Source organism: Nocardioides alpinus (assembly GCF_900112035.1).
In the GTDB taxonomy this organism is placed as follows: domain Bacteria; phylum Actinomycetota; class Actinomycetes; order Propionibacteriales; family Nocardioidaceae; genus Nocardioides; species Nocardioides alpinus.
In genome coordinates this window covers 410,708-424,348 of record NZ_FOKC01000001.1, presented here as the reverse complement: position 1 = coordinate 424,348, position 13,641 = coordinate 410,708, and the positions used below count along the sequence as shown (strand labels likewise).

At 69.8% G+C, this 13,641-nt stretch carries 9 protein-coding genes; 8 read left to right on the top strand and 1 reads right to left on the bottom strand.

Going from position 1 to position 13,641, the window contains the following annotated elements:
• Positions 1 to 107: 107 nt before the first annotated feature.
• From BM127_RS02060 to BM127_RS02045, 4 genes are all read left to right on the top strand, one after another.
• A complete protein-coding gene (locus BM127_RS02060; protein WP_091193592.1) occupies positions 108 to 4,847 on the top strand; it encodes a DUF4082 domain-containing protein in 4,740 nt (1,579 codons plus the stop codon).
• Between the two features lie 144 nt (positions 4,848 to 4,991).
• A complete protein-coding gene (locus tag BM127_RS02055) occupies positions 4,992 to 6,020 on the top strand; it encodes a glycosyltransferase family 2 protein (protein WP_157829649.1) in 1,029 nt (342 codons plus the stop codon).
• A gap of 5 nt (positions 6,021 to 6,025) precedes the next feature.
• Positions 6,026 to 7,516: an oligosaccharide flippase family protein gene (locus tag BM127_RS02050; RefSeq protein WP_091193587.1), complete on the top strand. Its 1,491-nt coding sequence runs from the start codon at positions 6,026 to 6,028 to the stop codon at positions 7,514 to 7,516.
• Entirely contained in the window at positions 7,513 to 8,811 is a 1,299-nt protein-coding gene (locus tag BM127_RS02045; protein ID WP_091193586.1) for a rhamnosyltransferase WsaF family glycosyltransferase, read from the top strand. The genes BM127_RS02050 and BM127_RS02045 overlap by 4 nt, the downstream gene beginning before the upstream one ends.
• Here BM127_RS02045 and BM127_RS02040 read toward each other — a convergent pair.
• The gene (locus BM127_RS02040; RefSeq protein ID WP_091193585.1) at positions 8,755 to 9,426 is read right to left on the bottom strand and encodes a polysaccharide deacetylase family protein; all 672 of its coding nucleotides are present in this window, start codon (positions 9,424 to 9,426) and stop codon (positions 8,755 to 8,757) included. The genes BM127_RS02045 and BM127_RS02040 overlap by 57 nt on opposite strands.
• Before the next feature lie 163 nt (positions 9,427 to 9,589).
• On the opposite strand from BM127_RS02040, the gene BM127_RS02035 reads away from it, so the two are divergent.
• The 4 genes from BM127_RS02035 to BM127_RS02020 are packed head-to-tail and all read left to right on the top strand — an operon-like array spanning position 9,590 to position 13,592.
• A complete protein-coding gene (locus BM127_RS02035; RefSeq protein ID WP_198554469.1) occupies positions 9,590 to 10,405 on the top strand; it encodes a hypothetical protein in 816 nt (271 codons plus the stop codon).
• 25 nt (positions 10,406 to 10,430) lie between these two features.
• Complete coding sequence (locus tag BM127_RS02030) at positions 10,431 to 12,035, top strand: acyl-CoA ligase (AMP-forming), exosortase A system-associated (protein WP_091193582.1); 1,605 nt, start codon at positions 10,431 to 10,433, stop codon at positions 12,033 to 12,035.
• Complete coding sequence (locus tag BM127_RS02025; protein ID WP_231263116.1) at positions 12,032 to 13,267, top strand: pyridoxal-dependent decarboxylase, exosortase A system-associated; 1,236 nt, start codon at positions 12,032 to 12,034, stop codon at positions 13,265 to 13,267. The genes BM127_RS02030 and BM127_RS02025 overlap by 4 nt, the downstream gene beginning before the upstream one ends.
• 52 nt (positions 13,268 to 13,319) lie before the next feature.
• A complete protein-coding gene (locus tag BM127_RS02020; protein WP_091193581.1) occupies positions 13,320 to 13,592 on the top strand; it encodes an acyl carrier protein in 273 nt (90 codons plus the stop codon).
• Positions 13,593 to 13,641: the final 49 nt, after the last annotated feature.

The following is a 13,641-nucleotide window of genomic DNA, read 5'->3' as shown; positions in this document are numbered from 1 at the left end:
CCGGCGTGCCCGATGCGGGGGGCGCGTCCCGGCCACGATCACCCAGGGGCGGAATGCCCCTGGACGAGTGCGAGCAGGATGGGTGGACGGCGATGGGGTCAGCAGTGATGGGGCGCACGCGCGCATGGAGCGCGCGGGTGGTGGCGCTGCTCCTGGTGGCGGCGCTGAACGTGCTGGTCGGCCCGTCCCTGATCGGTGGCCCGTCGACCGCGAACGCGGCCGACCCCTGTGCCCCCGGTGGCAACAAGATCGCGTGCGAGAACTCCAAGCCCGGCACCTCGCCGGAGATCTGGGACTCCGCCTACGGCTCGGGCGCGGACTCGATCCAGGGCTTCTCCACCGACATCTCCGTCAACGTCGGCCAGCGCGTCGACTTCAAGATCAAGACCGACGCGTCGTCGTACACCATCGACATCTACCGGATCGGCTACTACCAGGGCAACGGCGCCCGCAAGATCACGTCCGTCACGCCCAGCGTCAACCTGCCGCAGAACCAGCCCAACTGCATCAACGACCTCACCACCGAGACCTACGACTGCGGCAACTGGGCTGTCTCCGCGTCGTGGAACGTGCCGTCCACGGCCGTGTCGGGCGTCTACATCGCCCAGCTCAAGCGGAGCAACGGCGACTCCAGCCACATCACGTTCGTGGTGCGCGACGACGCGAGCACCTCCGACGTCGTCTTTCAGACCTCCGACCCGACGTGGGTCGCCTACAACAACTACGGCGGCTCGAACTTCTACAACGGAGGCGTCAACGGGCGCAGCTACAAGCTCTCCTACAACCGGCCGATGAACACGCGCGGAGGCACCGGCGGACGGGACTTCTTCTTCGCCAACGAGTACCCGATGGTGCGCTTCCTCGAGCGCAACGGCTACGACGTCTCCTACATGGCAGGCGTCGACAGCGACCGCCGCGGCAACCTCATCAAGAACCACGACGTGTTCCTCTCCGTCGGGCACGACGAGTACTGGAGCGGTGCCCAGCGCGCCAACGTCGAGGCTGCCCGCGACGCCGGGGTGAACCTGCAGTTCCTCAGCGGCAACGACGTCTACTGGCGCACGCGCTACGAGCCGTCGCTCGACACCAGCCACACGGCCTACCGCACCCTCGTCAGCTACAAGGAGACGTGGGACTGGATGAAGTCCGACCCGAGCCCGCAGTGGACCGGCACCTGGCGCGACCCTCGCTACGCGCCGACGTCGCAGGGTGCCGGTCTGCCCGAGAACGCCCTGACGGGGACGATGTACCAGGCCAACTACAGCGACCTCCCGGTCACGGTCAGCACCGAAGAGGGCAGGACCAGGCTCTGGCGCAACACGTCTTTGGCGTCCCTGGCCGCTGGCCAGACGCGGGCCCTCGCACCGCACACCGTCGGCTACGAGTCCAACGAGGACATCGACAACGGACAGCGCCCGGCGGGTCTGGTGCGCCTGTCCACGACCATCGGACCCACGCCCGAATACCTGCGCGACTACGGCAACACCGTGACTCCGGGGACGACCACGCACAACCTGACCCTCTACAAGGCGCCCAGCGGTGCCCTCGTGTTCAGCGCCGGATCCGTGCAGTGGTCCTGGGGACTGGACGAGGTCCACGACACGCCGTTCGACCCCGAACCCGCCGACGTCCGGATGCAGCAGGCACAGGTCAACCTCCTCGCCGACATGGGCTCGCAGCCGAGCACGTTGATGGCCGGGCTGGTGACCGCGAGCAAGTCGACGGACACGACTGGCCCCTCCGTCTCGATCACTTCCCCGGCGGCCGGGGCTTCGGTCGCCAACGGGACGCAGCGCACCATCTCGGGCACCGCGACCGACGCCGGTGGTGGCCGGGTGGCCGGCGTCGAGGTCTCGACCAACGGCGGCGACACGTGGCACCCCGCGACTGGCACCTCGTCGTGGAGTTACACCTATGTCCAGAAGGGCATGGGCAGCGTCCCGTTGCGGGTCCGCGCGACCGACGACAGCGCCAACACCGGCGCCGTGGCGACCCGCAACGCCGCGGTCCAGTGCCCCTGCTCTATCTTCGGCGCGGAGGTGCCGCCAACCGCTGCCACGAACGACAGCGGTGCTGTCGAGCTCGGACTGCGGTTCACCCCCACAAGCGATGGCTACATCTCGGGCGTGCGGTTCTACAAGGGCACCGGCAACGGGGGGACGCACCAGGGATCCCTGTGGAGCACCAGCGGCGCCCGGCTCGCCACGGGGACCTTCACCAATGAGACCGCTACCGGCTGGCAGACGCTGCAGTTCACCTCCGCTGTTCCCGTCAGTGCCAACCAGACCTACGTCGCCTCCTACACCGCACCGCAGGGGCGCTACGCGCTCGGGGCCAACGCGTTCTACGACGCACCCAAGCTCGCGCCGCCCCTTACCGTGGCAGGAGGGTTCGGTGCCGCGCCGGCCGGTGTCTTCGGCTGGTCGGGTCAATACCCCGCCAGCAGCCACCAGAGCAGCAACTACTACGTCGATGTGCTCTTCACCAACGTCGACGACTCCCCCCTCGCCGCGACCAACCAGGCGCCGATCGCTGGCTCGAGCAGCGTGCCGCCAAGCACGACCGTGCGTGCGACGCTCTCGAAGCCGATCGTCGCGGGCTCCGCGAGCCTGGTGCTCAAGGATGAGCTCGGCCAGACGGTGCCCGGCACGACGTCGTACGACGCGGCCACCCGCACGGTCACCTTCACGCCCACGTCGCCGCTGGCCGGCTTCGTGCAGCACACCGCCACCGTGTCGGCCACTGACGCCCTCGGACAGTCCGTGGGTGCGGGGAAGACCTGGAGTTTCCGCACGGCCAAGCCGGCCTCGGCGCCCGGAGTCTGCCCGTGCTCGCTCTACGACGATGCGTCGCAGCCGAGCGTGCTCGAGGAGTCGGACCAGGGTCCCCTCACCCTCGGGGTGCGCTTCAGCTCCACGGTGGACGGCACCGTCAGCGCGGTCCGCTTCTACAAGGGCCCCAACAACACCGGCACCCACACCGGCACCCTCTGGTCCGCCACGGGCACGCAGCTCGCGACCGGCACCTTCACGGGGGAGACGGTCTCGGGATGGCAGACGCTGGTCTTCGGCCAGCCCGTCGCCATCACCAAGAACACCGAGTACATCGCCGGATACCGTGCGCCGGCCGGACGCTACTCGGTGACCGGGGGCGGTTTCGCCTCGATGTCCCGGTCGCCTCTCGTGGTGGCCTCCAACTCCGGGGCGTTCACCTACGGCACGGGTTATCCATCGGCCAGCTCGTCCACCAGCTACATGGTCGACGTGGTGTTCGAGCGAGCTCCGTCCCCGCTCGCCGTGGTCGGGCAGTCCCCGGCCCCGGGCGCCACCCAGGTGCGCCGCGACAGCCAGGTGGTGCTCGAGGTCAGCTCTCCGCTGGCGAGCGGGTGGGGCATGTCGGTCTCGACGTCCGCGGGAGCGGTCGCCGGCACCGCGAGCCTCAGCAGCGACGGGACACAGGTGACGTTCGTGCCCACCAGCCTGCTGCCGGCCGGCACCCAGGTCAACGTGGCCGTCAACGGACTCAGGTCGACCGAGGGTGTCACACTGGCCAACCAGTCGTGGTCGTTCCAGACGCGCAGCGGCGAACCGGCCCCCGTGCAGAGCCTGTTCAGCTCCCAGACGCCGGCCGTGACCGCCACCGACGACAGCTCCCCAGTGGAGTTGGGGGTCGAGTTCACGCCCACGAAGTCCGGCCAGGTGACCGGCATCAGGTTCTTCAAGGGCGCGGGTAACTCCGGAGTGCACAAGGGATCGGTGTGGTCGGCCTCCGGGACCAAGCTGGCCGGCCTCACCTTCGTCGGCGAGACCGCGTCGGGGTGGCAGACGGCGATGCTGTCGACCCCGCTCCAGGTGAGCGCCGGGACGCCGTACGTCGTGTCCTACTTCGCACCGCAGGGCCACTACTCGATCTCGGGCGGGTTCTTCAACAACCAGTGGATCGCAGGTGACCTGCGCGTCGCGGCGGGCACCAACGGCCGGTACTTCTACGGAGCCGGCGGCGGGTTCCCGCAGTATTCCTGGAACTCCACCAACTACTTCGTGGACGTGCTCTTCGAAAAGGATCCGTCTGCCGTCACGGTGGCTTCACGGACCCCCGACGTCAACGCCACAGGTGTACTTGCGGACCTGACGCCCACGATAACCTTCTCCGACACGATCGCGACGTCCGGCTGGACGATGATCCTCAAGCAGGGGACGACCACGGAGCCCGGCTCGGCGAGCCTCTCCTCGGACAGCACCCGGTTGACGTTCGACCCCACGTCCGACCTCGCCGCCAGCACCACCTATACCGTCGAGGTGTCCGGGGTGACATCGACCGACGGGTTGCCACTGGCCACGCAGACGTGGTCCTTCACGACCGCGGCGGCCACGGTTCCGGTGAGCCGTCTGCTCGACGGCCTGACACCTGCGAGCCACATCCAGGACAACGACCCGATCGAGCTCGGCATGTCCTTCGTGCCGTCGATCAGCGGCGCGGTGACCGGGGTGAGGTTCTGGAAGGGACCAGGGCACACCGGCACCCACACCGGCTCGTTGTGGAGCGCCAGCGGCACCAGGCTCGGGACGGTGACGTTCACCAACGAGACCGCGGACGGTTGGCAGATAGCCGAGTTCGCCAGCGCGATCCCAGTGTCCGCAGGTCAGACCTACGTCATCTCGTACTACTCGCCAAGTGGTGACTACTCGGTCATCGGCGGCTTCTTCTCGCAGGCGCGCACAGTAGGCCCGCTGACGGCACCTGCCGGGAGCAACGGCCTCTACCGCTATGCGACGGGCGGTAGCTTCCCGACCGGCTCCTACAACTCGACCAACTACTTCGTCGACGTCCTGTTCCGCGCCTCGTGACCGCTGCCGTCGACCCGGCCGCCAAATTTTGGGGATAAGTCCCGGTGGCGATCGGGTCGCGGGCACGGCTCGGCGAACGTGGGACGGTCGCAGCTCGAGCACGCCAGGGGAGTGCCAAGGATGAGGTTCCACAGTCCACGTGCGTTGGGGCGCACTCCGCGGGTCTCGGTGGTCATCCCGTGCTACAACTACGGCCGCTACCTGCCGGCCGCGGTTGCCAGCGCGCTCGACCAGCAGGGACTCGACGTCGACGTGCTCGTCGTCGACGACGCGTCGCCGGACGGCAGCCACCTGGTCGCGCAGGAGCTGGCAGCCTCGGACCCCCGCGTCGACGTGCTGGTGCACGATAACAACGCCGGGCACATCCAGACTTACAACGACGGGCTCACGCGCGCAGAGGGCGACTACGTCGTCCTCCTGTCCGCCGACGACCTGCTGCCGCGCAACGCGCTGACCCGGGCCATCGGGCTGATGGAGGCGCACCCGAGCGTGGGTCTCGTCTACGGCTATGCCCGCTCCTTCACCGACCGTCCCGACACCGTCACGGACGAGACCCGGAACTGGTCCGTCTGGCCGGGGAGGCAGTGGCTGCGCAGGTCCGCACGGTCCGGGCGCTGCTTCCTGGTGAGCCCGGAGGCCGTCATGCGTCGCGAGGCCCTCTTCGAGACCGACCTCTACGACCCGCGCCTACCTCACTCGGGTGACTTCGACATGTGGCTGCGCACGGCTGCGCGCTGGGACGTGGGCCGGGTCAACGGCCCGATCCAGGCCCACTACCGCGTCCACGACGCCAACATGCACCTGACGTCGTACGCCGGCTGGCTGACCGACCTGGAGGCCCGCAGGCGCACGTTTGACATCCTCTTCGACGAGCGTGCAGCCGACGTCGCGGAGGTCGTAGCTCTGAGGCCCGTGGCGATGAAGGCCTTGGCCCGCGAGGCGATGAGGAGGTCGCGCCTGGCGCACCGGGGCGCAGGCTGGTCGGACGACGAGGCCGCTGCCTACCTGCAGTTCGCCTCGGAGACGTGGCCCGGGTCCGAGAGGTCATGGACCGGGCGCGCCACGCGCCTCCTGCTGGAGCAGGGGCGTCTCCCCGCAGTGCAGGCCCGGGAGCTGGGCACGCGGGTGCGTCACCATGTGGAGTGGCGGCGTGAGCGCCGCTGGGGGGTGTGAGACCCGTGACGGAGAAGCTCGCCGAGAAGTCCGCGGGGAATTCGGAGCCCGACAAGGCGACCCGGGTCGGTCGCGGCCTGGGCTGGAGCCTCATGAGCACTCTTGCGCTCCGGATCGGCAACCTGCTCCTCAGCATCGTCGTGGCCAGGCTCGTTGCGCCGGAGGCCTACGGGGTCTTCGCGGTGGCGCTCACTGTGTGGATGCTGCTCAGCGCCCTCTCGGAGTTCGGGCTGGGCGCCGATCTGGTGCGCGCAAAAGATCCCGAGCGCCGCGCACCGACCGTGGCCACGCTCGGCGCCGGGATCGGAGTGATCGCTGCGCTTTCCATGTTCGCCGGGGCTCCCCGGATCGCGGCTGCCTTCGAGAGCCCGGGGTCGACCCACACCCTCGTGGTCATGTCGCTGGTGCCGGCGATGTTCGGCCTCACGATCGTCCCCGCGGCCATGCTGCAGCGTGCCTATCGTCAGCGTGCCCTCTTCGCGGTCTACGCTGCCGGGCTCGTTGCGTCGGCCGTCGTCACGGTGTCGCTCATCCTGCTCGGCGCCGGGGCGAGCTCGCTTGCCTGGGGGCAGGTGGCCAGCCAGGCTGTCATGCTCCTCGCGCTGCACGTCGTGGCACGTCACCGGCCGCGCTTCGGATTCGACCGCCGCCTTGCCCGCGAGTCGTTGTCGTTCAGCGCCCCACTGGCCGCGGCGAACCTTGTCTCCTGGATGCTCATCACCGTCGACAACCTCATCGTGTCGCGTGAGCTGACGACCGTGGCCCTCGGGCTCTACGTCCTGGCCTTCAACGTCTCCTCGTGGCCGATGTCCGCAGTGGGTCAGGCGGTCCGGGTCGTGGCGCTGCCTGCCTTCGCCGAGACCGAGTCGGAGGTGGAGCGCAACGCAGGGCTGGTGCGCTGCTTCGGCCCGCTCGCCGTGGTCGCGACCGCCATGGGTGTGGGGCTTGCCTCGCTCGCGAGTCCTGTGGTCTCCGTGCTGTTCGGCGACGAGTGGACCGCAGCGGCCGCCGCGCTGGTGGGGCTGTCGGTCTTCGGGGCGAGCCGGGTGCTGCTCGACCTGGTCGCGACCTTCCTGATCGCAGCGGGCGAGACCCGGGCCGTGCTCGTCGTCCAGCTGGTGTGGCTGGCCACGATGGTGCCGGCCATGGTGCTGGGAGTCCGGGTATGGGGGTTGGCGGGCGCGGGATGGGCCCACGTGGTGGTGTCGGTCGCCGTCGTCGTGCCGGCGTACGCCATGGCGCTCCGCCGCGTCGGCGTCGACGTGGCAGCGATCGGTCGTGCCTGCGTCCTGCCGCTGGTGGTCGCGGTCCCCGCGGCGCTCGTGTGCTGGGCAGTGGGACGCGCCGACGGCCCCGACCTGCTGCTCCTCGCCTTGGGCGGCGCGGCAGTGGTCGTCTTCTACCTCGCGCCCATGTGGCCGTGGACCCGCCGTCGTCTGCATGAGCTGCGAAACCCCCTCGGTGACGCCGAGGCCGTCGAGAGGAACCGAGGATGACTCGACCCACCCCTGCGCGGCGCGCTGTCGCCGCCGCCGCGAACGTCAGGACCAAGTTCCGCAACGAGGGTGCGAGGGGGGTGGCCCAGCGTGTGGTGCGTCGGGTCTACGAGCGCGTGGACGGAGCCTCGCTCGGCTTCGGTCTGCTGCCGCAGGACGTGGCCGACTCGACCGCGCTCGAGCTCCGGACGCCACCTCCGGTGCCCGCGTCGAGGCCGATCGAGGTCGGTTGGCTGTGCACCCCGCCCATGGCCGGATCGGGAGGGCACACGACGATGTTCCGGATGGTCCGCGCCCTCGACGACGCAGGCCACCACAACCACGTGGTCCTCTACGACAGGCACCGAGGCGACCTCGATCCGCGGGCGGCAGTGATCCACAGCTCCTGGCCTGACGCCCGTGTGACGGTGCGCTCGATCGACGACGGCCTGGACGGGCTGGACGTGGTCGTGGCCACTGGCTGGGAGACCGCCCACGTCCTTGCCAGCCGGTCCGAAGCGGTGGTGCAGCGGGCGTACTTCATCCAGGACTACGAGCCGCTGTTCTACCCCCACGGCACCGAGCACGCGTTGGCCACGGACACCTACCGGTTCGGCTTCACCAACATCGCCCTGGGCGGGATGGTGCACCGCTGGCTCACCATGACGGGCGTGCCATCGACCCGGGTGGCGTGGGGACGCGACACGCACACCTACTCTCTGACCAACCAGGAGCACCGCTCCGGCGTTGCCTTCTTCGCCCGCCCCGACACGCCGCGCCGCGGCTACCGCCTCGGCGTGCTGGCCCTCGCCGAGTTCCATCGTCGGTGTCCCGAACAGGAGATCCACGTCTTCGGGGCCGACCTCGGTGACGTGGGCTTCCCGGTGACCCGCCACGGGCGACCGACACCCGCCCAGCTCAACGAGCTCTACAACCGTTGCGCCGCCGGACTCGCGCTGTCGTTCACCAACGTCTCGATGGTGCCCGACGAGATGCTGGCGGCCGGCTGCATCCCCGTGGTCAACGATAGTCTCGACGTGCGTGCGGACTTCGACAACGTCCACGCCGAGTGGGCGGCTCCCACACCGACGGCGCTCGCGCTGGGACTGGAGAGGGCAGTCGCGCGCACGTCGCCGTCCGCGGTAGCCGCTGCTGCTGCCAGCGTGGCCGGGACGAGCTGGGAGCGCACAGGGCGAGACGTGGTGGGCGTCATCGAGGAGCTGGCCCGGCGGGCAGGCACGAGCCCCACGGAGGAGGGTTTAGCGCAGGCGTTTGACGGTCGTCGTCACGAGCCGCTCGGCACGGCTGCCCACTGACGGCGCGGCCAACACAGTCTCCCGGACGGCCGCGACCGTGTCGTCGCTCCGGATGGAGTAGCGCGGCCGGAGCCAGGCATCGCTCCGCGCCCGGCACCGGTCGCTGGAGTGGACGGCCGCGTAGCCGAGGCGGCGCAGGTGGGCGAGCAGAGTGCGGTCGTAGCGGCCGAGAGGCAGGGCTGCCTCGTCGACCCGGGCGCCCACGATGTCCTCGATCCGCCGGCGGGCGTCGACGAGCTCGCGTTGCCGCTGGTGCGGTTCGAGTCTGCGCCACGGCACGTGGTCCATGCCGTGGGTGCCTATCCGCATCCCGGCGGCAGCCAGGTCGCGCACGTCCTGCGTGCTGAGGCTCCCGGGCTGGTCGAGACGGCCAGCGAGCACGAAGAAGGTCGCGTCCAGCCCGCGCTCGAGGAGGGCAGGGAGGCCGATAAGCACGTCGGAGGCGTTGCCGTCGTCGAAGCTGAGCTGCACTCGCGGGTCGTTCACGACGAGGTCAAGCACCCCGAGGAACGTGGGGACGTCGATCCAGTACGGCGCCTCGCCGGGCTCGAGCTCACGAGCGGGCGTGCCCACGCCGTGGAAGCACACGTTGACGCTCTCGCCCCCCCAGCTCATGCCAAGACCGTAGGACGGTCTGAAGGTCGCTCCGGCAACCCGGGGTCCCATTGCCAAAAATGAGGTATAGCCGTCGCCGCCGGCCAAGCCGCGGCGACAACGAACAGATGCTGTGCCCATGGGGGGGAATCGCGCCGTGGTGGCGCCTATCACGCGAGCGGACGTGCCGGAGGTTGCGGCCTACCTGCACCGCGCACTGAACTCGCGGTTGAGTGCCCGCGAGTGGGAGGACTCGATCGTCCCGCCGTGGCAGGCCAAGGCGCCCAACCACGGCTTCCACCTGCGCAGCGACGGACGGGTCGTCGGCACGGCGGTCGCTTTCTACGCCGAGCGAGACGTCCGCGGTCGGACCGAGCGGGTGTGCAACCTCGCCGCCTGGTGCGTGGACGAGGAACAGCGTTCGCAGGGCCTCAGGCTGGTGCTGGCCCTCCTGGGGCAGCGCGGCTACCACTTCACGGACCTCTCCCCGAGCGGCAACGTGGTTGCGCTCAACGAGCGTCTCAAGTTCAAGCACCTCGACACGGCCACGACGCTGGTCCCCAACCTGGTGCTGCCGGGGCGTGGCGTCACCGCTGTGGCCGATCACGAGCGGATTGCGCTCCTGCTGAGCGGCAGGCAGCGCCAGATCTTCGAGGACCACCGCAGGGCGGCCGCGGCGCGGCACGTGGTGCTGCAGGCGCACGGCCGCAACGTGTACGTGATGTTTCGCAAGGACCGCCGCAAGAGGATGCCCGTGTTCGCGACGGTCCTGCACATCTCCGACCCCCAGCTCCTGCCCCAGGTCTGGGACCGGCTTTCGACCCACCTGCTGCTCCGGCACGGCGCGTTGGCCACCCTGCTCGAGAAGCGGGTCGTGGCCTGGAAGCCCCCACAAGGGATGACCCTGCCGCATCCGAGGCCCAGGATGTTCCGCAGCGACGCACTGGACGCGGGCGACGTCGACTACCTCTACAGCGAGCTGACGTGCGTCGCGTGGTGAGCCGGAGCGAAGGGAAAGGCAGCAGATGAGGACACGGATCCACCACCTCCTCGAGGAGCGTGCGGGCACCCACCCGGACAGCCCCGCGCTGACGTCGGGTGCCGACACGGTGAGCTACGCCGAGGCGTGGGACGCCGTCGGTCGGCTGGCGTCCGGGTTCGAGGGCCTCGGCCTCGTGCGCGACGACCGGGTCGCGGTGTTCTTGGACAAGAAGATCGAGACCGTCACCAGCCTCCTCGCCTCCTCGCTGGCCGGTGGTGTCTTCGTGCCGGTCAACCCCGTCTTCAAGCCGCGGCAGGTCGGCCACGTCGTACGGGACAGCGGCTCCCGGATCCTGGTGACGACCGCTCGCCGGTGGGCCACGCTTGCCACGGCGCTGGCGGACACGGACCTGCGCGACGTGGTCCTGGTCGACGGTCCCGTGGCGGGCACGGGGTCCGAGCCTCCCGACGTGTCCGTCCACGAGCTCGGTCGGCTCCTTGCCGCACCGTCGCGCGAGGCGGTGAGCCCGCGCCCGCCCGACTCCGACATGGCCGCGATCCTCTACACCTCCGGCAGCACGGGCAGTCCCAAGGGCGTGGTGCTGAGCCACCGCAACATGCTCATCGGTGCGGAGAGCGTGAGCAGCTACCTCGGCAACGACGCCGACGACGTCATCCTGGCGGCGCTGCCCCTGAGCTTCGACGCGGGGCTGAGCCAGGTCACCACGGGCCTGGCCGTCGGCGCCCACGTCGTCCTCGCGAACTACCTCGTGGCGCGCGACCTGGTGGAGCTCTGCGCGCGGCACGGTGTCACCGGCCTCACGTGCGTGCCGCCGCTGTGGGTGCAGCTGGTCGAGCAGCAGTGGCCAGCGGAGGCGCGCAGCTCGATGCGCTACTTCGCCAACACCGGTGGACGCATGCCTGCTGCAACGCTGAAGCGGCTGCGTGACCTGTTCCCGTCCGCCCGTCCCTACCTGATGTACGGCCTCACCGAGGCCTTCCGCTCGACCTACCTCGACCCCGACGAGGTCGACCGGCACGGCGACTCGATCGGCAAGGCCATCCCGGACGCCGAGATCCTCGTGCTACGGCCCGACGGCTCCGCGTGCGAGCCTGGCGAAGAAGGTGAGCTGGTCCACCGCGGACCGCTGGTGGCGCTCGGCTACTGGAACGATCCCGAGCGCACCGCACAGAGGTTCCGCCCTCTGCCGGGACGCGCGGCGTGGCAGGCCGAGGAGCGAGCCGTGTGGTCCGGCGACACCGTCGTCGCCGACGAACTGGGTTTCCTGAGCTTCGTCGGCCGCGCCGACGAGATGATCAAGACCTCCGGCTACCGGGTGAGCCCGACCGAGGTCGAGGAGGCCGCATACGAGACCGGTCTCGTCCGCGACGCGGTGGCGCTCGGCGTTCCCGACGAGAAGCTCGGCCAGCGGATCGTGCTCGTCGTCGCGTCCACGCCCGGGGGGACGGTGGACGGGACCGGGCTCTCCAGGCTGCTGCGACGTGAGCTCCCCCTCTACATGGTCCCCTCGGAGGTGCTCGTGCGCGAAGAGCTGCCGCGCTCGCCCAATGGCAAGTTCGATCGAGTGGCGCTGGCCCCGGAAGTGGCGCGGGAGATCGCCGCCCGCACGAGGGGGGCCGGATCGTGATCGCCGCCGAGCACGCACAGGCCTTCATCGGCGACGACGGCCGGATCCGCGTCGGCGGTCTGGCTCTCGACCGGCTGGCGGCGCGCGTCGGCTCGACCCCCTTCTTCGCCTACGATCGGCGCCTTCTCACGCAACGAGTGGCGGAGGTGCGCGCCGCCCTTCCCGACGACCTCGACCTCGGCTACGCAGTGAAGGCGAACCCGATGCCGGCGCTCGTGCAGCACCTCTCGTCACTGGTGGACACGCTGGACGTGGCTTCGGCTGGTGAGATGGCGGTCGCCCTGGACACCGGGACGGCCCCGGAGCGGATCACCTTCGCCGGTCCGGGCAAGACGGACGACGAGCTGCATCGCGCAGTCGCCTCCGGAGTGCTGGTCGAGGTGGAGTCGGAGGGCGAGGCGCGGCGTCTCGGGGCCGCCGGTCACGAGCTGGGCCTCCGCCCCCGTGCTGCGATCCGGGTCAACCCAGACTTCGCGGTCAAGGGGTCCGGGATGCGGATGGGTGGTGGCCCGCAGCAGTTCGGCGTCGACGCCGAGGTCGTCCCGCAGCTGATGGACAAGATGGCCCACCTCGGCGTGGCCCTGGAGGGCTTCCACGTCTTCGCCGGGTCCCAGAACCTCCACGCGTCGATCCTGGCGGAGGCGCACGAGCGCACCGTCAACCTCGTGCTCGAGCTCTCCAAGCACGCCTCGGAGCCGGTCCGGTACGTCAATCTCGGCGGCGGCTTCGGCATCCCGTACTTCGAGAAGGACCAGCCGCTGGACCTCTCGGCCGTGGGTGCGAACCTCGAGCGGCTCTGCTCCGAGCGGTTGCGGCCGGTGCTGGGTGAGGCACGCATCGGCGTCGAGCTCGGCCGCTACCTCGTGGGCGAGGCCGGTGTGTACGTGACCAGGATCGTCGACCGGAAGGTCTCGCGGGGCGTGACCTACTGCGTCGTCGACGGGGGCATGCACCACCAGCTCGCGGCTTCGGGGAACTTCGGACAGGTCATCCGCCGGAACTATCCGATCTCCGCTGGCGTTGCCCGGACGGTCGAGCCTGGGGGTGAGCTCACGGAGGTCACGATCGTCGGAAGCCTCTGCACGCCCCTCGACCTGCTGGGCGACAAGGTCCGTCTCCCCACCATCGACGTCGGTGACCTGCTGGTCGTGCATCAGGCCGGCGCCTACGGCCTCACGGCGAGTCCGACCGCCTTCCTCGGACACCCGTCGCCTGCCGAGGTGCTGGTGTGACCGTTGCAGCACCGACCAACCACCCGAACGCCCCAACGATCCGGAGGCAGCCATGCAGTCCACCCCCGACCACGTCAACGCGGTGATCGAGGTGCTCGTGAGCACCTTGGGCATCGAGGACCAGGCCTCGACCATCGATGCCTCGACCCCGCTCTTCGGTGAGCTCCCCGAGCTCGACTCCCTCGGCGTGGTGGAGCTTGCGTCGGCCCTCGAGGACAGGTTCGATATCGAGGTTGCCGACGACGACGTCACCGGAGAGGTCTTCGAGACGGTCGGGAACCTGGCCGATTTCGTGGCGTCCAAGCAGTTGTCGGGGACTTCATGAGCCGCACGCCTCCCATTTCCCCAGTTTGGGATAGCGCGCGCGGCTGACC